Raw genomic sequence first — 22,295 nt, 5'->3', positions numbered from 1 at the left:
TCTCTCGGTTGATAGCCGCTGGCTATCAACTCGGCAGCACCACTCCGTACCGCGCGGCGAGCGCGCGCATCCGCCGACGCACGTCCGTTCTCCTTGCCACGTCGAGCAAAGCCGTCACCATCATCGGCTGCGGCTCGCGGTCCGCGATCAGCAAACCCACCTGCGGATGCCACGACTGGTCCGCCACCGGCACCACCCGCATTCCTTCCGGCACGCCGAGCGGATAAAGCCAGGCATGCGCGATCACACTGGACCAGCGGTGGGTAGCCACATGGGCGTACAAAGCCGAAATCGTGTCGGTCTCGATCGCCGGCGACGCCACCACCCCGGCTTCGCTGAAGAAACCATCGAGAATGCGTCGATTCTGCATGACGTCCAACAACAGACACAGTGGTGTCTGGGAAATCTCCGCCCAGGTAACCGATGACTGCGCCCCGAATTCGCTGTCCAACGGGGTCAGGAAAAGGTAATGCTCCTCATAAAGCGCCACCGTCCGTACGCCCGGAACCGGCTCGTTGTCGAGATAACTCACCCCGACATCGAGGTCGGCATCAGCCAACCGGCGCAGAATATCGCGCGACGACAATGCCTCCAGCGAAGCCTTGGCGAGCGGATGCTCGACACACAGCGGAGTGGTCAACAACGCCGTCGCATTCAAGGCGGTGGGAATCGCCCCGACTCGCAACTGCCCGGTCAGGCCCTCCCGCATCGCGCTGATCTCGTCCTCAAGCGCATTTCGCTCAGCCAGGATCCGCCGCGCCCACATCACCACCCGCTCGCCCTCCGGCGTGAACCCGGCGAATCGGCGGCCTCGGCGTACCAGCGGCACCCCGAGCTCGTCCTCCAGCTTGCGGATCGCGTCCGACAACGACGGCTGCGACACATGACACTCCGCCGCCGCCCGCGCGAAATGCCGCTTCGCCGCCAACGCCGTCAAATACTCCAACTGCCGCAACAGCACGGTCTACCCACCAACGATCTTCTGCACCAGTTTCCACACACCTGTCGAGGGATTTCTCAGATGCTCCTCACCAGCAGGTGCCAGTCGCTGCCCACGTTTGACGGCAGCGACAATGCCGGGCGCGAAATCCAGAATTCGAATCTCGTTCTTGTCGTAAGCGGATATATACGCTCGGAGCTTGCACAAGACTTCTCGACAACCCCGCAGATGCGCCCGACAGTCGGAGAAATGTAGCAGTAGCCACAGCTCAAAACAGGGGTTGGAAACCGCCAGCAAGATATCCTCGCGCTCTGCGCGCGATATCGCCCCCGCCATCTCAAACTCATCTACGTCAGTAACACACCAGACCTCGTCATAGACGTCTGGAGCCTGGTCCCGCTTGATCGCTGCGTATGCTACCAACCTGTCCGGACTCTCAGCTTTCTTGCAAATCGTAAAGCAGATATCTGGCCGACAACTGCCGGCCTCCTGCAGACCACGAAAGTATCTGGGCTCGGTCTGCAGCCCGCCGCACACGATCAATATGTGCGTTCGTTCTTCACGCATCGCCATCCGACGGCGACGCGTATTCCCGAGACGGCCTCTGTTTGTCACCCGGCGCGCAAGGTATCGGCGAAGTCGACCGGACTTACGAGTGGCACGGCTCCGTAGCTGCCACCTAGGTATCTGCGCTCGGTATTCTGGTCCTTACGAGGCTTGAAATCGCTCAGCGGGAAGAGCTTGCTCGCCCCACGTGAGTCCTTTTCTACGAACCATATCTGGTCTCGATCGAGAACCCGCTCGCCCAGCAGAGTCCCCAACAGACTTGTGTCATGCGATGCGAAGACAAGCTGCGCGGACTGTGGGTTGGTTTCCCTTTCCTGAAACAGACCAATGAGAGCCGCCATCAGGAGCGGATGAAGGTTGGTGTCGCTCTCGTCCAGAACGAGCATCGAACCGTTGCCGAGCACCGCCAGCACGTCAGGCAGGAGCCCTACCCAACAACGAGTTCCAGCTGACTCATCCATGAAGTCAAATGGTTCATCCGATCCATTGTGGAAAAAATGCAAGGCGAGCCGGCGTGAACTGTCGTTGTTCAAAGCGTAATCCCGCCGGTTCACCGACGGCATCTGACCACGGATCGCAGCAAGGTCCTCAACCTCCACCCGAACGTCCGAAATTCCCAGATCAGCTGCCGCTAGTAGCGCCACTACCTGGTGCTGCCGCTCGGGTTCCTGCCATAGAAGGTTGGCAAACCGTCCAGCAGCCGGTGGTCGCCCCTCCTGCCGTCCAGTCGCGAACCTCACCGCTCGCCGGAACCACTGGGCGACGGGTAGGACCGGCCCAAGATTCACCTGCGCTGCGAGGCTGAGGAAAAGCGCGTTCGGACGGATCAGCTCCTCCAAGGCAACCAGCTTGGCATGCGCCTCAACCGTGGACCCCAGAATGATCTGATCGCCATGTCGTTCGAAAATCTTTCGTGAGCGACGCTTGGGATAGGCATAAAGCCACTCCTGGATCACAGACTCATCGTCCACCTCGAACCCGTACGTGTACGGAACATCCTCGACGAACAGTTCGACGACAAAGGTCGAGGGCCGACCGACCACGCCTGGATTCAAACGGAAGGCACTACGGGGGATACCAGTATCGGTTTCCCATAGCCGAAATGACTCGACAACGGCTGTTCGCATGAACTCAAGCGCGTCCAGGAGGTTGGACTTACCGGACGCGTTGGCGCCGTACATCGCAGCTACTGGCACGACAGCGAACCCGGGGTCCGCGCCGCCAGGCATGAGCAGCAGCTCCTGCTCATCTGCAAACGAGCGGTGGTTACTGAAACGAAAGCTCCGCAACATCCAGCACCTCCGAGGAACTTAGATGGCCATCTGTACCAGTAAACCGCACAGATCGTCGGCTGACGCGCTCCAGGGCAGGGTTCGATGCCGTTCTCCGACCCTCTAGCGGGCTCCGGAAACGTCAGGAAAGCGCAGACCGCTAGGGAGGGGTCGGGAGGGCGCGGAGGTGACCCCGGCGGCCGGGTGGGTCGGTGGGGTCTGGCGGGGGCTGGGTGGGCGGGGCCGGGCGGCCGGCTTCGCGGACGGCGTCCGCGAGGGCGGACAGGTCGTCGCTGGTGGGCGCGGGCACCTCGAAGTCACCATCCGGGCGGACCAGCTCCCAGCCGCGCGGCGCGGTCAGCCGCTTCGCATGCTCGGCACACAGGTCGTACGTGTGGGGTTCGTGCGAGGTGGCCAGTGGGCCCACCACGGCGGTCGAATCAGCATAAACGTACGTAAGTGTGGCGACCGCGGGCAGCGGGCATCCCGATCGGGAGCAGCTGCGGTGAGTCCTCACGACGGGCACGTTAGCCCGCCCAGGCCGCCCTGACCAACCTCGCCGGTCAGCACCACTGCCGCGCGCACGGGTGGCCGCGCTGGGCCACTCTCACTGCCTTGCTTCATCCGCCGTACCCCAGCTATCCGGTCAGGCACACTAAACATCGGGTTGAGACTCAAGTCATCTTCGCACCAATCCCCGACAGTTCGAAGACCGGCGCCAACGCAAACCGCCGCCACATGCCCGCGAGCACCAACTCTGTCGCCCCGAAGCTCTAGACTCGACCTCGTGACCGCCACGCACCGCAACCGGACGCGCGGGGCCCGGCGTGATCGCCGGGGCCGGGGAATGCGCGGCCTCCTCGCGCCGGTGTCGGTGCCGCTCTCGCGCAGCCGGTCCCAGCAGTTCGATGACCTGGTGCTCGACGCGGTCGAGCACCTGGAGGCGCGCTGGGCCAGCCAGCTGCGCCGGGTCGAGTTCGCGGTCGAGGACGTGCCCCCAGAGCTTCCGGCATATGACTCGGATGTGCTGGAAGACGGCGAAGTGCCGCTGGCCCGGCTGCTGCCAGCCGTGCAGAACAGCCGTGGCCGCCGAAGCGCCGCCCGAATCGTGCTCTATCGGCGACCGCTGGAAGTCCGCGCGATGGATCGCGAGGACCTCGCGGACCTGGTCCACGACGTCATCGTGGAGCAGGTGGCGAACCTGCTCGGCATCGACCCGGACGACCTGGAGCAAGGCCCCGAGGGGCCGAACGGGTCCGCGAAAAGCTGAGCCGCCGCATCCCCATGCGGCAGCGCAGTCGTCAGCTGACCCGGCGCTTGAGCTTGCGGCGCTCCCGTTCGGACAGCCCGCCCCAGATCCCGAAGCGTTCGTCATGCGCCAGCGCGTACTCCAGACATTCCGTCCGGACCTCGCAACCGGTGCAGATCCGCTTCGCCTCTCGGGTCGAACCACCCTTTTCCGGGAAGAACGCCTCCGGGTCCGTCTGGGCACACAGAGCGCGGTCCTGCCACTCTGGAGCCTCTTCCGGATAGGTTTCGGAGAGGAGAGCCTCTTCGAATTCTTCACCGCTCATCGCGGTGCCGTCACTTACTGTGCTGTCTACCGTGCTGTCCCTGCTGTCCATCTCACTCTGCCTCCTCGCCTTGACACCCCGGACTCGTGTCCGTGGTGCTGCGACCCCCTTGCGGTGGAAGCCTCGATTGGTCCCCGTTACAAATTACACGCGTGTAATGCACCCCAAGTCAAGCCGAGATCTGCTATAAAGCCGAGCTTTACCCTCGGCCGCTGGGCGTGTCCTGCCAACAACGGGCGTGTCGAGGCGGCTGACCGGTAGCACCGATCAGCCGCCAATCTATTGCCACGCCTCAAGAGTCGGTGCCGCGCCCCTCGCGCCGGGCGCGCTCCACGGCCTCCCGCATTTCCGGCGAGATGACCTGCGTGTGCTGGTCGTCATCGTCGTCAGGCGAGTACGACGAGGCCGGTTCCGGAGCCGACTGTGGCGCGCCCCACACCGCACTGGGTGGCGGCCCGGGCGGGCCCGGCGGCAATGACGCGGCCGGCGGGTCCGGGGGCGGCGTGAAGCCACCAAAGCGCGGCGGCTCGGGCGCGTTCGCGTTCGGCATGGTCCACATCCGCGTCGAGCCGTCGTCCGGGCCCTCGCCGGCCGGCGGGTACGGCGACGAATGCGCCCCACCCTGCGTGGGCGGCTGCGGTGGCGGCGGACCCCAGCTTGGCGTCGACGGCGGGCCAGCGGGACCGCCAGGACCAGCCGGACCGCCAGGAGCGGCGTACCGGCCGGGAGCGCCCGGTCCACCCGGGTAGGCGGGGCCGGGAGGGCCGGCCGCAGGCTCGCCAGGAGCACCCCAGCCGGGTGCCGCGGACGGACCACCATAACCGGGGCCAGCGGGTCGACCAGGGCCACCGGGCGGGCCGTATCCGGGCGGACCCTCCGGCGGCGGACCGCCATATGGGCTGCCCGGAGGCGGCGGATATCCGGGGCCACCAGGACCACCAGGACCGACTAGCACCGGCGGTGGACCACCAGGGCCGGCCGGCACCGGCGGCGGACCACCGTAGCCGGGCGGCGGCCGGTAGCCACCAGGATCGGGATAGCCGCCCTGTCCGGGCGGCGGGCCGTACCCGCCAGGACCGCCCGGACCGGCAGGACCGCCGGGGCCGGGGTACGAATGAGCAGGTGGGCCGCTGGGCACGGTCGGTCCACCGGGGCCACTGGGACCACCAGGACCGTTCAGGCCGCCAGGGCCGAAGGAACCAGGCCCTGGGCCGTACGAGCTGGGTCCGCCCGGTCCACCAGGGGCACTCGGACCGCCGGGCCCACCAGGAGCGCCGGGGCCGCCCGGACCACCAGGAGCACCCGGACCGCCGGGGCCGCCGGGGCCGAAGCTTCCGGGGCCGGGCAGCGGGCCAAACCCACTGCCGCTGGGACTGCCGGGGTCACTGGGACCGGCCGGAGCAGCGGGACCGCCCGGAGCACCGTAGCCAGCACCGGAAGGACCCCCGAACCCGCCCGGACCACCAGGGCCGGCCGGCCCAGAGGGGCCGTCATATCCGCCCGGACCGCCCGGAGCCGGCGGCCCGGAAGGACCTCCGAAAGCAGGCCCGTCGGACGGTCCACCGAAACCGCCGCTGGGTACCGGCGGAGCGGACGCGGGACGCGGCGTACCAAAACCCGGACCATCAGAAGGCCCGCCGAAGCCACCACCCGGAGCCGGCGGCGCCGACGACGGAGGCGGTGAGCCAAAAGCACCCGGGCCATCGGACGGTCCACCAAAACCACCACCTGGACCCGACGGCGGCGACCCGAAGAAGCCGGGACCATCGGGCGTACCACCAAAACCACCGCCCGGAGCGGGCGGAGCCGACGCTGGCTGAGGCGAGCCGAAGCCACCGCTTGGAGCGGGTGGCGCGGAGGACGGAGACGGCGCGCCGAAACCGCCGCCGGGAGCCGGTGGGGCCGACGAGGGGCCGGCGGAACCGAAGGCGGGCGAGGTCGAAGCTGGCGGAGTCGAAGCTGGCGGAGTCAAAGCCGGCGGCGGCGACCCGAAGGCGCCGGGACCGTCCGACCGACTCCCGAACGGGCCGTCAGACGAAGACCCAGGTCCGTCCGAAGCAACGGCACCGAACCCGGCGGGAGCGGTCAAAGGGGCGTTGGCCGGCGGCGCGGACGACGGCCACGGGCTGCCCGCGCCCTCTCCAGGGCCGCCCGACGGGACCGGCCCACCGCCGAACAGACCCGGCTCGCCACCGCCTGGACCGCTCACCGAGGCGCCACTGACTGGCGCTGGTACGCCCGAAGCCGGCTCCGCGAACGGCGGGGCGGCCGGGCTGCCCGAAACAGCGACCGGCGGGAATCCGGCGCCCGGAGTCGGCTCGCCCACCGGCAACCCGAACTGGTCGTATTGCTGGGGCTGTCCGCCCTGGTCACCGATCTGGACCGGCTGCTGGCCCAGTTGCTGGCCGAGCGGTCCAGGCTGTCCATACCCGGGCGGCGCGAACGCCGTCGACGGCACCCGCTTCTGGGTGTCAAGCAGGCCGCTGATCTTCACGACGGCGAGAATCGCCACCGCCAGCAGCGCCAGTTCGGTCAAATGCAGGAGAGCGCCCTCCACCGTGGCGCGCAGGTCGGCCGTGGCCGGCCCGCTCTCACCGCCACCGCCGTTGAAGAACCCGGCGACGAAGCTGATCAGCCCGAACAGCGCGGCCAGCGCGTACTCGCCGAGGGCGACGTAGCCGACCACCTGGGCCAGCCGCAGCTTGGGCCCGACGTACGTGGCGACCGCAGCTGCGATCAGCGGAAGCGTCACCACCACCAGCCCGACGAACTGCTCGAACGTCAGCGCCGCGCGGTAGGTGAAGGAGGCGCCGCCGGCCGGGATGATCAGCTGCTCGATCGCGATCAGCAGGACAACCGCGTTCAGGCCGAGCAGCGCGAAGCAGATCGGTAGACGGAACGGTCCCAGGACGTCGGTGCGACCACCGGCGTCACTATCTGTGCTCACGGGTTTCCCCCTCAGACTTCGCCAGGTCTTACGGCCGCCAGCCTGTCACATAGAACAAAGCGGAACACCTCGTGACCCGGTCCGCGACGACGGTGCAAGGTGGGCGAGGATAGACGTATGCGCATTGTTGTGCTCGCCGGCGGCATCGGTGGGTCCCGCTTCCTGCTGGGCGTACGCGCCGAGGCCGGTCCAGCGGGCGAGCCGGCCGAATCGGTGACGGCCATTATCAACACCGCCGATGACGTGACCCTGCACGGTCTGCGGATCTGTCCCGACCTGGACAGCGTGATGTACACGCTCGGTGGCGGCATCGATCCGGAGCGCGGTTGGGGCCGCGAAAAGGAAACGTGGACCGTCAAGGAAGAGCTGGCGGCGTACGGCGCCGAGCCGACCTGGTTCGGGCTCGGTGACCGGGACATCGCAACGCACCTGATCCGGACCCGGATGCTGGACGCCGGCTATCCGCTCTCCGCGGTGACCGAGGCGCTCGCCAAGCGCTGGCAACCGGGCGTACGGGTGCTGCCGATGACCGACGACCGAGTGGAAACGCACGTCGTGGTCGCCGATGACGACCAGGGAACCAACCGGCGCGCGATGCATTTCCAGGAGTGGTGGATCCGCCACCACGCACAGTTGCATGCGGAGAAGTTCGTCCCGACTGGCGCCGAGGACGCGAGCGCCGCGCCCGGGGTGGTCGACGCGATCGCCGGCGCGGATGTCGTCCTGATCGCGCCCAGCAATCCGGTGGTCAGCATCGGCACGATCCTGTCGATTGGCCAGATTCGTACGGCACTGGCCGAAACCGCGGCGCCTGTCATTGGCCTGTCACCAATCATCGGTGGCGCGGCGGTCCGCGGGATGGCCGAGAAATGCCTGCCAGTAGTAGGTGCCGAGGTTTCCGCCGCCGGTGTCGCACGGCTTTATGGCGCGCGCCGCGACGGCGGCCTGCTCGATGGCTGGCTGGTCGACGAAACCGACGCTGGTACGAGCGTTGATGGCATCGAAGTTCGGGCCGTACCGCTCTGGATGACCAATGTGGACACCACCGCCGCGATGGCGCATGCGGCCATCGCTTTGGCCCAGGAAGTGGGAAAGCGTGCCTGATCGCGACCCGGCCCCGTTGCGCGTACGGCCGGTCACCGGACTCGCCGAGGTGCGGCCCGGCGATGACCTGGCCGAGCTCATCGGCAAGGCTGCGCCCTGGCTCGCCGACGGCGACATCGTTGTGGTGACAAGCAAAATCGTCAGCAAGGCGGAGGGCCGGCTGATTTCCACGCCGTCCGACGAGCAGGGTCGCGAGCAGGCCCGGCAGGCCGCTATCGACGCCGAGACCGTACGAGTGGTGGCGACCCGCGGGCCGACCAAAATCGTCGCGGACACCCGCGGGCTGGTGCTCGCCTCAGCCGGTGTCGACGCCAGCAACGTGTCCACTGACGCGCTCGCCCTGCTGCCGGTCGATCCGGACGCCTCGGCCCGAAAACTGCGCGAAGGCTTGCGCGAAAGGCTCGGCGTCACCGTCGGCATCGTCATTTCCGACACGATGGGCCGGGCCTGGCGAATCGGCGTGGTGGATGTGGCGATCGGGGTCGCCGGTCTGTCCCCCCTTCGCGACCATCGCGGCGAAACCGACACCTACGGCAACCACCTGCAGATGACCGAGGTCGCTGAGGCCGACCAGATCGCGTCCGCCGCCGAACTCGCCAAGGGCAAGACCACCGGCGTACCGGTCGCGGTGATTTCCGGTCTGTCCACTGTGGACGACGGGCGCGGCGCGTCAGCACTCGTACGCGACTCTGAGATGGACATGTTTTCCCTTGGTACGGACGAAGCGCTGGCCCAGGGCCGTCGCGAGGCCGTACACCTGCGCCGGTCCGTACGCGACTACACCGACGAGCCAGTGGATCTTTCGGCGGTACGACGGGCAATTGCCGCCGCGATCACCGCACCGGCGCCGCATCACACCACGCCGTGGCGGTTCGCGGTGCTGACCGATCCGGACCGACGGGTGAAGCTGCTCGACGCGATGCGGGACCAGTGGGCGCAGGACCTGCGCGCGGACGGGTTCGACCCGGCCGCGATCGAGCGGCGGCTGCGCCGCGGCAACCTGATGCGCCGGGCGCCGCTGCTGATCGTGCCCTGCGTCGTACGCGACGGCGCGCATCCTTATCCCGATGCCCGCCGGTCCGAGGCCGAGCGCACCATGTTCACCATCGCGATGGGCGCCGGCGTGGAGAACCTGCTGGTCGCGTTGGCCGCCGAGAATGTGGGCTCCTGCTGGGTTTCCTCCACACTGTTCTGCTCCGACCTAGTGAAGGAAAAGCTCGCCTTGCCGGCCGACTGGGAGCCGATGGGCACCATCGCGGTCGGCCACCCGGCCACCCCGCCGACGCCCCGGGCACCGCGGGACCCCAGCGACTTCATGATCGAACTGTGAGCGGCTTACACGCCGACGCGGTGTCCACTCTGGACTCCTGGCGACCCGAATCGCATCCCCAGGACTCGCTGCGGCAGGCATATCTGGCCTTTCTCGCCGCCCGCCCGGACGCGATGCGGCGGTCCTGCGTGCCGGGCCACCTGACCGCCAGCGCGGCCGTACTTTCCGCCGATCACAGCAACATCTTGCTCACCCTGCACCCGCGAGTAGGCCGTTGGTTGCAGCTGGGTGGGCACTGCGAGGACGATTCGACGCTGGCCGCGGCGGCCCTGCGCGAGGCCACCGAGGAGTCCGGCATCGCGGGCCTGCGCCTGGACCCAATCCCGGCCGCTGTGGACACGCACGCCATCAAGTGCTCGTTGGGCGTACCCACTCGCCACCTCGACGTGCAGTTTGTCGCCGTCGCCCCGGAAGGCGCCGAGCCCGTACGGAGCGACGAGTCCCTGGACCTGCGCTGGTGGCCGGTCGGCGCACTGCCTACCGACGACTCGTCCGTACAAGCCCTCGTCGAGGCCGCCCTCCACCGCCTGGCCCTCGCTCCGCGCTAGCTCTCCGTGCCGGATGGGGACGTACGGCGGTGAACCGGTGGCGGCAAGGCGGGCAAGACGGCAGGATTCTGCCCATGACGAGGAAGATCGGGAATGTACGTAGGGCAGCCGTTGTCGTGTTGGCGTTGGTCGGCCTGCTGGTGCCGATGGCGATGACAGCGGGAGCCGCCTCGGCGGCCGCGCAGACGCCGTTCGACCCGAAGGTAGTGCCGGGATCGCAGGTCGTTTACGTGTCGGCGCCGAAGGGTTCCTCGCACGCGACGATGTCCCTCTGGCAGCGCGACCGGGACGGCTGGGCGCAGACACTCAGCGTGCCGGCGCGGGTCGGGCCGCCCGGGATCTCCAAGGACGCGAGCGAATATGTCAGCTACACCCCGGAGGGCATGTTCACGCTGACCGAGGCCTTCGGCCGGCAGCACAACCCGGGCAGCGGGCTGCCCTATCGGTACGTCGGCACCTCGGATCGCTGGTGGTGGGTGTCGGACGTGAACAGCAAGTATTACAACGAGCCGTATTACTGCGCCGCCGCCCAATGTCCCTTTGACACCACCAAAAGCGAGAACCTAGGGCAGGCCGGCCCGGTGTACGACTACGCCGTGGTGATGAATTACAACCGTTGGCCGGCGGTGCCCGGCAAGGGTTCGGCGTTCTTCATCCACGTCACGAACGGAAACGCGACCGCCGGCTGTGTGGCAGGCCCGCACGACGCGATCGTGCAGCTGCTCCGGTGGCTCGACCCGCACCAGCGACCAGTCGTGATCACCCAGGCGACCTGACCGACATTTGTTCCCGGCTTTGACAACCTCCGGCCCCGCTCACGCGACTATTCTTCGTGACGATCGCGGTGAGTGGGGCGGAGCAGGTGCGGCAGCAGACGGCCAGATCGGCCGGGGGCCGCATCGACATCCCTGAGCTCTATGCCACCTGGTGGCGGCCGATGATACGGCTGGCGGTGCTGCTGGTCGACGACGTACAGAGCGCCGAGGACGTGGTGCAGGACGCGTTCGTCGCGCTGCACCGCCGGCAGGATGCGCTGAAGAACCCCGACGCGGCGGTCGGCTACCTGCGGGTTTGCGTGCTGAACCTGTCCCGTACGGTGTTGCGCCGGCGGCAGGTCAGCCGTCGCCACCTCAAGGTGGCCGAACCAGAACAGACCGCCGGCGCGGACGCCCCGCTGTTGCTGTCCGAGGAGCACCGGCAGGCTCTCGCGGCCGTACGCCGACTCCCCCGGCGCCAACGCGAGGTGCTGATCCTGCGGTATTGGTCGGGCCTGTCCGAACAGGAGATCGCCAACACGCTGGGCATCTCCACCGGATCGGTGAAGTCGAACGCGAGCCGCGCGATGGCCGGGCTGCGGTCCACGCTGGGAGAGCTGGCATGAACAACGACCTCGAGACACTCGTCCGCGACGCACTGCGGGACAAGGCCATCACAGCGATCAGTGATCACCGCGAGCCGCCTCCCTTTCGCGCGCCGCAACCGGCCGTCATACGACGCGGCTGGCTCGGCCCGCTGGTCGCGGCCGCCGCGGTCCTCGCGGTGGTGGCGGTAGCCGGGACGTTCACTGTCCTGAACCGGAACGCGGGCGTGCCAGCCGCGGCTGGCTCGGGCGTACGCGTCAACGTGTTGGACACCGCTGGCAGGACTTATGGCGTCGGTATGCCACTGTTGATTGGCTTCGCCGCGACGGTCTCCGACCGCGCCGCGGTCGAGAAGGCGGCCGTCGTACAGGTCGATGGGCAGGCGGTCAGCGGCCAATGGCGCTGGCTGTCCAAGACGCCGACCGTCGACGGCCCGACGGACAACCTGGCGCCCTCGGTCGTACGAGCTGCCTTCTTCCCGGCCAGCCAGTGGCCCGGCCACACCCAGGTCACCCTGCGGATCGCGCTGGCCGGGCGCGGGACCGGCGGCGGGCAGCGGTTCGCCAACGACGTCACTCTCTCGATGACGACCGGCGCGGCCCAGATCACCACCATGGACGGCGAGCAGCACCTGGCGACCGTCCGGTCCGATGGCCATATCGTGCACACTTTCCCACTATCACTGGGAAATTCCGCTCACCCAACCGTGCGGGGAAGCACCGTGGTCAGCGGACTGTTCGACCACCGGTTCTTCACTGACGGCCGCCCTGGAACGCCCGGCTATTACCACGTCGATGTGCAGTCCGTGGTGCAGCTGAGCGGTTCTGTTTACACGTACGCGGCGCCGTGGGCCGCCGACCAGATCGGCAAGACGAACAACGCGAACACCGCCGGCGCCCAACTGCTGCCCGCCGACGCGGACTGGTTCCTGCGGTCTTCGCAGCTCGGCGACGTGGTCGACTTCACCCACACCAACGGCCCGGCGATCACCCCGGCCTGGCCGTAAACAAAGTCAGAACAGGTCCGTACGACCGGCCGCTTTGAGGGCTTCCACGACGAATTTCACTTCCTGGGAACGAGATCGTGGGCACACCAGGACCGCGTCCGGGGTGTCCACGACCACCGCGCCCGGCATGCCGAGCACCGCGACCAACCGGTCCGAACCTGGTACGACGACCGCGTCCGCGCTGTCGATGGCCAGCACTTTCTCAGCGTCGCCAAGGATAACCGGCTGGCCGGGAGCCGGCGGGGCGACCTGCGCGACCGAGTCGTAGTCGCCGACATCGCTCCAGCCGAAGTCGGCCGGCACGGTGCCCACCATTCCACGCGTGGCCGCGGCCTCCATCACGCCGTGGTCGACCGAGATTTTCGTTAAAGTGGGCCAGATCCTACCGAGAACGGCGTTCGCATCGGGGCCGTCCCAGGCGGCCGCGATCTCCTGCAGGCCAGCGTGCAGTTCGGGCAGTTCGCGAGCCAGTTCGGCCAGGAACACGTCGGTCCGCCAGACGAACATCGAGGCGTTCCACAGATAGTCGCCGGAGTCCACATAGGACCTGGCCACCTCGTACGCCGGTTTTTCGGCGAAAGCGACGACTTCGTACGTACCGTCGACCGCCAGCGGACCGCCGCGCCTGAGATAGCCGTAGCCGGTCTCCGGACGGGTCGGGGTCATTCCGACGGTGACCAGCAGGCCGGTGCCGGCGAGCTCCACCGCCGTACGAATGGTTCGTACGAACGCTTCCTGGTCGCGTACGACGTGGTCAGAGGCGAAAGACGCCATCACCGCGTCCGGGTCGCGGTGGTGCAACACCGCCGCGGCGAGCCCGATCGCCGGCCCCGAGTCGCGCGGCGACGGCTCGATCAGGATGTTGCCGGTCGGCACGTCGGACAGCTGCCGAGCCACCCCGGCCGCGTGCGCCACCCCGGTGACGACCAGGGTTTCCTTCGTTGCCACCAAAGGGCCGAGCCGGTCCACAGTGGACTGCAACAGACTCCGGGAACCGCCGCCCAGCGGGTGCAGGAATTTCGGTGCGGCCGAACGGGAAAGCGGCCACAGCCGGGTGCCGCTGCCACCGGCCGGGATAACAGCGTAAAGAGCTCCGGTCACGGACTGACTGCTCGCGCGTACGCGGCCACGTGCGCCTCGGCGCTGGACGCCCAGGTGAACTGCGCGGCCCGCTCGTGCGCCGCCGCCCCGAGCGCGGTCCGCCGCGGCTGATCGTCCAGCAGCGCGGCGAGGTCCGTCCCGATCCGGGCGGCGTCCTCTTCGGTGTACGCGACCGCGTCGCCGCCCACTTCCGGCAGGCTCAGCCGGGGCGTGGTCAGCACCGCGGCACCGCAGGCCATCGCCTCCAGCACCGGCAGGCCGAAGCCCTCGCCGTGGCTCGGGTAGGCGACCACGTCCGCGCCGCCAAGGAACCCGGGCAGGTCCGCGAACCGCAGGTAGCCCGGGCGCAGCAACCGCAGCCGGGCCGGCACCTCGGCGATCGCCTGGTCGATCTCGCTGTCGTGCCCGGAGCCACCGGCGATGACCAGGGCCGGTGGGTCCGCCCGCCGCTCGCAGGCGCTCACCCAACCACGAATCAGGTTCGGCACGTTCTTGCGCGGCTCCTGGGCACCGAGGAAGGCCACATAGCCGCCGGGACAGGACGGCCCGACCAGACCGAGCCGCGAGCGTACGCGGGCCCGCTCGGCGTCGTCGGGCTGGTGGAACAGCTCCGCGTCGACGCCGTGATAAGCCACATCCAGCCGGGTCGGATCGGCGTCCAACAGCCGGATCAGCTCGTCCCGGGTTGCCTTGGACGGCACCAGCACGCGAGCCGCGCGCTTAAGGGACGTACGGATGGCCGACCGGAAGAAGGTGCCCTTGGCCCGCTCGTAATGCGCTGGCTCGGTGAACCAGGTCGCGTCATGGACGGTCACCACCACCGGACAGGACGAGCGCAGTGGCGCGGTGTAGTGCGGCGCGTGGATGACCTTCGCGTTCACCTGCTGGGCGACCAGCGGCAAGCCGGTCTGCTCCCACGCCAGCCGGGCGGACCGGCGACTGACCGCGGCCGGGCCCGGTATGACCGTCGCCGATGGCGCCAGCCGCTCGTACCGCTCAGCGTCCGAGCGTTGACACGCGATCGCGAGGTCACACCCGATCGCGTCCAGCGCCGGCACCAGGCCGTCGATATAGCGGCCCACGCCGCCGCGGTCGGCCGGAACAGCGGTGGCGTCGATGAGCACTCGACCGACCGCCGAGACAGATTCAGTCAACGCCGATCACGCACCCGCGCAGTAGGTCATCCGTGGGCAACACACGGCCCTACCCTACGACGACCGGCCGGCCCGGTGGTGACGGACGTCGCATTGACTCCCATTCGGTTTCCATCGCCGTACAGCTGTGCGGCGATTAATGGATGCGGTGCAACGCTTGGTAACGAATTCCTGGCAAGGCGCGCATGCCACCTTCGCCTGGACAGTCCGTGTTGCTGGTCTGCCGGTGCGGGAAAACCGTCGGCACCTTGACGGTCACCCGAGCGCTGTAAAGCGTGTTCGGGCCGCCGGTGAGCGTGGCCGTGGAGTTCGGGCTGACGTGGTACATGCTGAGCTTCCACGCGATGAAAGCGGCGGCCGCGTTCTTCATCAACTGCGGCAAGTTGGCCGTAGCGAAGTCGCCGATCATCGCGATCCCGGACGTCTCGTAGTTGAACCCGCCCGCATGCGCGCCGATCACCGCCCGGTTGACTCCGCCGGCCCGCCCCTCCCAGATCCGGCCGAACCGGTCGACCAGGGCGTTGTAGCCAATGTCGCCCCATTTGTGGGTGATCGCGTGGTAGTGGTAGATCCCCCGGATGATCGCCGGCACCTCGGCCGCGGTGTACGTGTTCGAGTTGACCGTGTGGTGAAAGGCGACCGCCTTGACCATCGGCGAGTACGTCGGTTTCCACGTCATCATTCGCGGGTCGGCGCCCCAGGACTGCCTGCGGTAAATCCGCGGCATCGGCGCCGAACCCCGGATGCCTTTCTCTGCTCTCGCAGGGACCACTTCGGGAACTTGTTCGGAGACCGCTGGTGTCGCGAGCGAGTCGTCCGCGTCGGCCGGGGAGGTGCCGGGGTCGATCAGCGCCAGCCGCAGGTCGCGCGGCGCCGCGCCGCTGACCGTACTGACCGCCACCTCGATCGCGTCCGCCGGCCCGGTCCAGATCGGCGCACTGCCGCCGCGCTGATCAGGCTGGTCGTCAGCGGCGTCGTCGAGCCCCTCAGCCTGCCAGGTCGACCACTCCGACGCCCCGGACTTCGTCCGTACGGCGACGGACACCCCGTCGACCGCGCTGTCGTACTGCCAGGTGACGCCCACCATGGAGAACGGCTTCAGGTTCGTACGAGTGAGCCGCAGGGTCGGCGGTTTTGCTGTTTTGGTCACCATGCCGTCGGTGGACAAGGGCGCTCCGTCGGGCAGTCCTTCGGCCCGCATCACCTCCGGCTTCGGCTTCGCGAAATCCCCCAGCTCGACGTCGTTCTCGCTGGTCACAACCGGTTTCGGGGCGGCTTGCACAACGGGCGGCGCGGCTAGTGCGCCCGCGACGATCAGGCTGAAGGCACCCAGCCCAGCCAGCACTCGGTTCATGTTTGTCGACCCCTCATCCGCCCCACCCGCCACAATTGCACCAAGTGCACCATTTCATCTCAAACCGGGCAACAGGACGTGTCTGGGCCGGCGCGTGCCTCTGGCCGCAGTTCCTGCGGCGGCGCGTCCGGTTCGCATCGCCGGGGCGCCCAAAGAGCGGGCACCCCACCGCCACGAACCTGGGCGGCCTCCGGCCACCGCGCGGGCGGGGTCGGGATGGAAACCTGTGTGGCTGGTTTAGCCGCGACAAGCCGTAGCGGCGCGAAATTGTCGTAGGTGTCTGTTTTTCTTTCCCCCTCCCTTTGAACGGGCGGGGGGTGGGTCGAGAGGTGGACCTTAATTTTTAGTTGAACATCGGTCCTCAAACCCACCCCCCACCCGTCACTGGGTGGGGGTGATTTTTCGAGGTGGGTACGACAGTTTCGCGCCGCGCCCCTATGTAGAACTGCACAATCGGAATCCGATTGTGCAGCGGGTGGGGTGCCCTTCGGGCGGAGCCTCAAGGAAGAACGGGACGGGCGGGGTTCGGCTTGGGTACGGGGTGGCGAGGTTCGTTCTTCCCGTCGGCGCCTGGGGGTTACCACACGTCCGGGGTCGGCGGCCGGGTTTGGGTGCGGTGCCCCGGGTTTTGTGGGCCGCCGCCGACCCCGGACGTGCGGTAGGGCTTCGCCCGCCGACGGGGAGAACGAACCAGCATCACGTTTGTGGGGGGCGATGCCCTTAAGCTAAGAGCTGTTTGTGCAGGTTAGAGCCCATATTTGGATGCGCGAGGCGAGGGGATGAGCTGGGTCTTTCCGCAGGTCGGCGAGACAGCGCCGCGGTCTCGGTCCGCGCAAGGGGGGACGAGCGCGACGCACGTCAGCAGCCCGCAACACTCAGCGTCACCCAGCCACGTGCTTGTTGCTACTGGTAGTGAGATTTGTTGTTGATCTTGTTCAGTTTGCCTACCCAAAACGGACATGGGACTGAATTGTCCTTTTTGGGTAGGCAAACTGAACAAGACCAACAACTTCGACACAGACTCGGCCGACCCCGCCAGCACTCCGACACCCATTCCGAGCAGGCGAAACGCTTAACTTAAGGGCATGGTGGCAAGACCCGGCGTGGGTGCGGCTTTTGACTGTGGGTGACCTGGTACTGGGTGGGGGTATGTGGCGGCGTTGTTTGCGGAATCCGGTTACTGGTGGTGAAAGTTGATCCCACCAGTCCCAATAAGAACAGCAGAATGCGGCTGACCGGACTAATTCCCATATGTCGGGATTAGAGTCTCACACTCCGGGCTCAGCGTTACCCCTGCGACTCGAGTGACTCCTGAGCGCTCGAGCAGCCGCGAATGTAACGATACGGTCCATAAAACGGACAAAACCGAGCAGTGTCGTTGCATTCGGCGAGTGGTGGCGGCGACCTCCAGGCCGAGGTGCCAGCAGTGGCGGTGGCAGGAGAAGCTGACGGGATGACTCCACAGACGATTCCGGCAGTGGTGGCGGAGCGGATCTCGGCGGATCCGGGGAGCCCGCTGCTGACTTATTACGACAACGCGATCGGGATGCGCATCGAGCTCTCCGGCGCGACGCTGGACAACTGGGCGGCGAAGACCGCGAACATGCTGGTGGACGGGCTGGGCCTGGGCGCCGGCGACCGGGCAGCGGTGTTGTTGCCGCCGCATTGGCTGCACGCGGCCGTGGTGCTCGGGACCTGGGCGGCTGGGCTGGCGCTGGTTGATGGCGCCTGCGAGGTGGCCTTCTGTGGCGACGAGACGGCGAAGGAGGCGCTCGCGCTGCACGCGACGGACACCTACATAGTCGGAATGGACAGCCTTACGGGCATCAGCGCCGACGTGCCGGCCGGGGCGGAGGACTTCGTGTCGGAGGTACGGGCGTACGGCGACCGGTTCGTCCCGGTGTCGCCGGTCGGCCCGGATGACCTGGCCAGAGCTGGTCAGACGCACGCGGAGCTGTACGAAGCCGCCGGCGCCCGGGCAGCCGCGTTCGACCTGCGTAAGGGCGACCGGGTGCTGATCCACGCGGCCGACCAGACGCCGGTGACGGAATGGCTGCTCGCGCCCTTGGTGGTGGGCGGATCGATCGTGGTCGTACGCAACGCGGACGACGAGCTGACCGAACAAATCGAGTCCGACGAGCGGGTCACCAGGGTCGTCTAAAGGGCATGACAAAACGAATCAGAGGATGTCGGCAGGGCTCGTTAGAATCGCTTATGTGATTACGGCGTGAACGATTCAAGTCAACAACCATCTGGGCCCGGCTGGCTGCGCCGTCTGCTTGGTTACTGCTTCCGCCACCGCTACCGCATGTTCCTGGCGCTTGGCGGCGCTGTCACCGCCGCCGGGCTCGCGGCGGTGATGCCGCTCATCACCAAGCACGTGGTCGACACGGTGGTGGCCGACCACGGCCTCGCTCAGCCGTCGATCGTCGGCTGGGTGCTCCTGATGCTGGTGCTCAGCGCCGGCCGGTTCGGCGGCGCTTTCCTGCGCCGCTACCACGCCGGTTGGCTGTCGCTGAATGTCCAGTACGACCTGCGCAACGACCTGCTCGGCGCGCTGCAACGCCTGGACGGCACCCGACAGGGCCAGCTCAACACCGGGCAGGTGGTCAGCCGGTCGATCTCGGACGTGACGCTCGTCCAAGGACTGCTCGCGTTCATGCCGATGATCATCGGCAACCTGCTCATGTTCGTGATCTCGCTGGTGGCGATGCTGTGGCTGTCGCCGGTCCTGACCCTGATCGCGCTCGCCATCGCCCCGGTGCTGTGGATCATCGCGTACCGCAGCCGCCGCGACCTCTTCCCGGCAAACTGGGCCGCCCAGCACGAAGAGGGCGAGGTGGCCGGCGTCGTCGAGGCGGCGATCACCGGCGTACGTGTCGTCAAGGGCTTCGGCCAGGAGGAACGCGAGCTCAACCGGCTGGCCGGCCAGGCCCGGCAGCTGTTCGGCGCCCGGATGCGGTCGGTACGGCTGACGGCCCGCTACGCACCGGCCCTGCAGGCCGTGCCGGCGATTGGCCAGGTTGCCGCGCTGGCGCTGGGCGGAGTGCTGGCTCTGCATCACCAGGTCACGCTCGGCACCTTCCTCGCCTTCACCACCTACCTCGGCCAGTTCGTCGGCCCGGTCCGGTCCTTCGCCACGCTGCTCACCATCGGCCAGCAGGCCCGGGCGAGCATCGAGCGGGTCATGGAGGTCATCGACACCCGCCCGACGCTCACCGAGGCGCCGGACGCGGTCGCGCTGCCGGACGGCCCGCTGTCGATCGAGCTCGAGGACGTACGTTTCGGATACGACGACGATCGCCCGGTGCTGGACGGCGTCTCACTGACCGTGCGACCGGGCGAGACGCTAGCGCTGGTCGGCACCGCCGGTTCCGGAAAGTCGACGATCGCGCAGCTGCTCCCGCGCTTCTACGACGTGCAAGAAGGCGCCATAAGAGTCGGCGGCTTGGACGTGAGAGCCACCACCACCGACTCGCTGCGGCGAGCGATGGCGATCGCCTTCGAGGACAGCTTCCTGTTCTCCGACTCGGTCCGCGCCAACATCGCGTACGGCCGCCCGGACGCCACCGAGGCCGAGGTCATCGCGGCCGCCCGGACTGCGCAGGCAGACGGTTTTATCAGCGAGCTGCCGGACGGCTATGACACGGTCGTCGGCGAGCAGGGCCTGACGCTGTCCGGCGGCCAGCGGCAGCGGGTCGCACTGGCCCGCGCGCTGCTCTGCCGGTCGCGGATCCTGGTCCTGGACGACGCCACCAGCGCGATTGACGCGACCATCGAGGGCGAGATCCACTTCGCGCTGCGACCGGAGCTGGCGGAGCGTACGACACTGCTCATCGCGCACCGCCGCTCCAGCCTCGCGCTCGCCGACCGAATCGCGGTGCTGGATGCCGGCAAGCTCGTCGACATCGGCACCGAGCAGGAGCTGGACGCCCGCTGTCCGCTGTTCGTCGAGCTGCTGTCGGGACTGGAAGCAGGTCAGGATTCGTCCGCGCAAGGGGAAAAGGCCGCTCCAGAGGCCGACGGCCGGCGGCTCGCGGTGGTCGGGACCAACGACAAGCCGTCCAAGGCGCCGGTACGGGAAAGCCTGTTCGCGGACGGTCCGCTCGATCGCAAGACCGCCGACCGGCTGGCCGCGATGCCGACCGACACCGACCCGGCCGTGAACGAGCCGGCGGCCCGGCTGCCGGAGCCGGACTTTTCGTTGCGCCGATTACTGAAACCGCTGCGCTGGCCACTGCTCGCGGGGCTGGCCCTGGTGCTCGCCGACGCGGTCGCGAACCTGCTGGTGCCGGCGCTCGTACGCACCGGTGTCGACGACGGCGTCACCCGCCAGTCCCTGTCGGTGTTGCTGGTCAGCGCGGCGGCGGCGCTGGTGATCGTGCTGGTCGACTGGGTCATCTCGACCGGCGAGCAGTTGATTACCGGGCGCACCGGCGAGCGGCTGCTTTACACCCTCAGAATCAAGACTTTCGCGCATCTGCAACGACTGGGACTCGACTATTACGAGCGGGAGCTGTCCGGTCGCATTCTGACCCGGATGACGACCGACGTGGACGCGCTTTCCACGTTCCTGCAGAGCGGGCTCGCGACGGTCCTGGTCAGCGTCCTGACGCTCGGCGGCGTGCTGGTCGCGATGCTGGCGCTGGACGCCGAGCTGACGTTCGTTTTGGCCGCGGCACTGCCCATTCTCGCGCTGACCACGGTGTGGTTCCGACGCAAGAGCGTGCCGGCTTACACACTGGCGCGGGAAAAAGTCAGTGGTGTCAACGCGGCTTTCGCCGAGGACATCGCCGGTTTGCAGGTCAGCCAGGCGTATCGGCGGGAAGCTCACGACATGGCCACTTTCCAGTCCCGTGGCGACGAATACCGGCAGGTCCGGGCTCGTACGCAGCGCTATATCTCGATTTACTTCCCGTTTGTGGAGTTCCTGTCCGGCGCGGCCACCGCGCTGATCCTCTGGGTCGGCGCCAGCCAGGTCCACAGTGGACTGCTGACGGCCGGCGTGTTGATCGCCTTCCTGTTGTACGTCGACCTGTTCTTCTCGCCCGTACAACAGCTTTCGCAGGTTTTCGACAGCTACCAGCAGGCCGCGGTCGGCGTTCGACGACTGTCCGACCTGTTGCGTACGCCCACATCCACGCCACAAGCGCAAGATCCCCGGCCGGTTCCCCAGCTGACCGGCGAAATCGTCCTCGAAGACGTGCACTTTGCCTACAACGGGGCCGAAACCGAGGCACTGTCCGGTGTCAGCCTGCGGATCGCACCGGGAGAGACGGTCGCGCTGGTCGGTGAGACCGGAGCCGGCAAGTCGACCGCGATGAAGCTGGTCGCACGGTTCTACGACCCGACCGCCGGTGCCGTTCGGGTCGACGGCGTCGACCTGCGTGAGCTGGACATGGCCGGCTACCGGCAGCGGCTCGGGCTGGTCCCGCAGGAGCCGTACTTGTTCGGCAGCACCGTCGGTGAGGCCATCGCGTACGGCCGGCCGGACGCCACTGCCGAGGCGATCGCGCAGGCGGCCCGAGCGGTCGGGGCGGCCCGGATGATCGCATCGCTGGCCGGTGGCTATGACCATCCGGTCGGCGAGCGAGGGCGGGGCCTGTCGGCCGGCCAGCGGCAGCTGATCGCGCTGGCCCGCGCCGAGCTGGTGAACCCGGACATCCTGTTGCTGGACGAGGCCACCGCGGCGCTGGATGTGGCGAGCGAGGCCGCCGTCAACCGCGCGACCGACGCGCTGACCCGCCGGCGTACGACCCTGGTCGTCGCGCACCGGCTGACCACCGCTTCCCGTGCCGATCGGATCATCGTGTTGGACGGCGGCCGGATCGTCGAGGAGGGCACTCACGACCAGCTGCTCGACCTCGATGGCCGCTACGCACAGCTCTGGGATGCCTTCACGGGCATGTACGACAAGCGGTCCGCCTGAGAGGGCGCCTGGAAAGACGCCCCCTGAGAGATCACTGAGCACTTACTTGACGGCCGGCTAGTCGCGTCATAACGTACATCCCAGCGCACTAACCTGCCGACCGGTAAGA

General features: G+C 67.9%; 18 protein-coding genes. 9 read left to right on the top strand and 9 right to left on the bottom strand.

Annotation, left to right across the window (positions count from 1 at the left end):
- Positions 1-25 precede the first annotated feature (25 nt).
- The 4 genes from ABD301_RS09640 to ABD301_RS09630 form a co-directional block, all read right to left on the bottom strand.
- Positions 26-961 (bottom strand): LysR family transcriptional regulator, encoded by a 936-nt coding sequence (locus ABD301_RS09640; RefSeq protein ID WP_344309060.1) that lies wholly within the window; start codon positions 959-961, stop codon positions 26-28.
- A gap of 3 nt (positions 962-964) precedes the next feature.
- A complete protein-coding gene (locus ABD301_RS42350) occupies positions 965-1,507 on the bottom strand; it encodes an RloB family protein (protein ID WP_425551911.1) in 543 nt (180 codons plus the stop codon).
- Positions 1,508-1,551: 44 nt separating this feature from the next.
- The gene (locus ABD301_RS09635) at positions 1,552-2,799 is read right to left on the bottom strand and encodes an AAA family ATPase (protein ID WP_344309058.1); all 1,248 of its coding nucleotides are present in this window, start codon (positions 2,797-2,799) and stop codon (positions 1,552-1,554) included.
- A 139-nt stretch (positions 2,800-2,938) separates the two neighbouring features.
- Positions 2,939-3,295 carry a DUF3499 domain-containing protein gene (locus tag ABD301_RS09630; protein ID WP_344309056.1) on the bottom strand — a complete coding sequence of 119 codons (357 nt, stop codon included), beginning with the start codon at positions 3,293-3,295 and terminating at the stop codon, positions 2,939-2,941.
- A gap of 270 nt (positions 3,296-3,565) precedes the next feature.
- On the opposite strand from ABD301_RS09630, the gene ABD301_RS09625 reads away from it, so the two are divergent.
- Positions 3,566-4,048: a metallopeptidase family protein gene (locus ABD301_RS09625; RefSeq protein ID WP_279583118.1), complete on the top strand. Its 483-nt coding sequence runs from the start codon at positions 3,566-3,568 to the stop codon at positions 4,046-4,048.
- 31 nt (positions 4,049-4,079) lie between these two features.
- Here the strand turns inward: ABD301_RS09625 and ABD301_RS09620 are convergent, their stop codons facing one another.
- Together ABD301_RS09620 and ABD301_RS09615 are read right to left on the bottom strand one after the other, a co-directional pair.
- Positions 4,080-4,352: a WhiB family transcriptional regulator gene (locus tag ABD301_RS09620; protein ID WP_344309114.1), complete on the bottom strand. Its 273-nt coding sequence runs from the start codon at positions 4,350-4,352 to the stop codon at positions 4,080-4,082.
- A 292-nt stretch (positions 4,353-4,644) separates the two neighbouring features.
- Positions 4,645-7,299: a hypothetical protein gene (locus tag ABD301_RS09615; protein ID WP_344309052.1), complete on the bottom strand. Its 2,655-nt coding sequence runs from the start codon at positions 7,297-7,299 to the stop codon at positions 4,645-4,647.
- Between the two features lie 117 nt (positions 7,300-7,416).
- On the opposite strand from ABD301_RS09615, the gene cofD reads away from it, so the two are divergent.
- From cofD to ABD301_RS09585, 6 genes are all read left to right on the top strand, one after another.
- Complete coding sequence (cofD, locus tag ABD301_RS09610) at positions 7,417-8,403, top strand: 2-phospho-L-lactate transferase (RefSeq protein WP_344309050.1); 987 nt, start codon at positions 7,417-7,419, stop codon at positions 8,401-8,403.
- A complete protein-coding gene (locus ABD301_RS09605) occupies positions 8,360-9,733 on the top strand; it encodes a coenzyme F420-0:L-glutamate ligase (RefSeq protein ID WP_425551906.1) in 1,374 nt (457 codons plus the stop codon). Before cofD ends, ABD301_RS09605 begins: the two co-directional genes overlap by 44 nt.
- Entirely contained in the window at positions 9,730-10,281 is a 552-nt protein-coding gene (locus ABD301_RS09600) for an NUDIX hydrolase (RefSeq protein ID WP_425551905.1), read from the top strand. The genes ABD301_RS09605 and ABD301_RS09600 overlap by 4 nt, the downstream gene beginning before the upstream one ends.
- A 74-nt stretch (positions 10,282-10,355) precedes the next feature.
- Complete coding sequence (locus ABD301_RS09595; RefSeq protein ID WP_344309046.1) at positions 10,356-11,057, top strand: L,D-transpeptidase family protein; 702 nt, start codon at positions 10,356-10,358, stop codon at positions 11,055-11,057.
- Between the two features lie 56 nt (positions 11,058-11,113).
- Positions 11,114-11,662, top strand: coding sequence for a SigE family RNA polymerase sigma factor (locus ABD301_RS09590; RefSeq protein WP_344309044.1), 549 nt, complete (start codon positions 11,114-11,116; stop codon positions 11,660-11,662).
- Entirely contained in the window at positions 11,659-12,648 is a 990-nt protein-coding gene (locus ABD301_RS09585) for a L,D-transpeptidase (protein WP_344309042.1), read from the top strand. The genes ABD301_RS09590 and ABD301_RS09585 overlap by 4 nt, the downstream gene beginning before the upstream one ends.
- Positions 12,649-12,654: 6 nt before the next feature.
- Here the strand turns inward: ABD301_RS09585 and ABD301_RS09580 are convergent, their stop codons facing one another.
- The 3 genes from ABD301_RS09580 to ABD301_RS09570 all read right to left on the bottom strand — a co-directional run bounded on the left by ABD301_RS09580 (position 12,655) and on the right by ABD301_RS09570 (position 16,257).
- Entirely contained in the window at positions 12,655-13,749 is a 1,095-nt protein-coding gene (locus ABD301_RS09580; RefSeq protein ID WP_344309040.1) for a mannose-1-phosphate guanylyltransferase, read from the bottom strand.
- Positions 13,746-14,903: a glycosyltransferase family 4 protein gene (locus ABD301_RS09575; RefSeq protein WP_344309038.1), complete on the bottom strand. Its 1,158-nt coding sequence runs from the start codon at positions 14,901-14,903 to the stop codon at positions 13,746-13,748. Before ABD301_RS09575 ends, ABD301_RS09580 begins: the two co-directional genes overlap by 4 nt.
- A gap of 136 nt (positions 14,904-15,039) precedes the next feature.
- Complete coding sequence (locus ABD301_RS09570; RefSeq protein ID WP_344309036.1) at positions 15,040-16,257, bottom strand: N-acetylmuramoyl-L-alanine amidase; 1,218 nt, start codon at positions 16,255-16,257, stop codon at positions 15,040-15,042.
- A 1,378-nt stretch (positions 16,258-17,635) separates the two neighbouring features.
- Between ABD301_RS09570 and ABD301_RS09565 the strand changes: the two genes are divergently transcribed.
- Both ABD301_RS09565 and ABD301_RS09560 read left to right on the top strand, forming a co-directional pair.
- Positions 17,636-18,418, top strand: a complete 783-nt coding sequence (locus ABD301_RS09565) for a TIGR03089 family protein (RefSeq protein WP_279583239.1) — start codon at positions 17,636-17,638, stop codon at positions 18,416-18,418.
- A 66-nt stretch (positions 18,419-18,484) separates the two neighbouring features.
- Entirely contained in the window at positions 18,485-22,186 is a 3,702-nt protein-coding gene (locus ABD301_RS09560; protein WP_344309031.1) for an ABC transporter ATP-binding protein, read from the top strand.
- Positions 22,187-22,295 lie beyond the last annotated feature (109 nt).

The organism is Fodinicola feengrottensis (assembly GCF_039530045.1).
In the GTDB taxonomy this organism is placed as follows: Bacteria; Actinomycetota; Actinomycetes; order Mycobacteriales; family HKI-0501; genus Fodinicola; species Fodinicola feengrottensis.
This window is presented reverse-complemented; position numbering and strand designations above follow the sequence as displayed.

Coding starts and splice junctions, on each gene's coding strand:
- ABD301_RS09605 (WP_425551906.1), top strand. CDS start 8,360: ATGCGGCCATCGCTTTGGCCCAGGAAGTGGGAAAGCGTGCCTGATCGC.
- ABD301_RS09570 (WP_344309036.1), bottom strand. CDS start 16,257: ATGAACCGAGTGCTGGCTGGGCTGGGTGCCTTCAGCCTGATCGTCGCG.
- ABD301_RS09635 (WP_344309058.1), bottom strand. CDS start 2,799: ATGTTGCGGAGCTTTCGTTTCAGTAACCACCGCTCGTTTGCAGATGAG.
- cofD (WP_344309050.1), top strand. CDS start 7,417: ATGCGCATTGTTGTGCTCGCCGGCGGCATCGGTGGGTCCCGCTTCCTG.
- ABD301_RS09620 (WP_344309114.1), bottom strand. CDS start 4,352: ATGAGCGGTGAAGAATTCGAAGAGGCTCTCCTCTCCGAAACCTATCCG.
- ABD301_RS09585 (WP_344309042.1), top strand. CDS start 11,659: ATGAACAACGACCTCGAGACACTCGTCCGCGACGCACTGCGGGACAAG.
- ABD301_RS42350 (WP_425551911.1), bottom strand. CDS start 1,507: ATGCGTGAAGAACGAACGCACATATTGATCGTGTGCGGCGGGCTGCAG.
- ABD301_RS09595 (WP_344309046.1), top strand. CDS start 10,356: ATGACGAGGAAGATCGGGAATGTACGTAGGGCAGCCGTTGTCGTGTTG.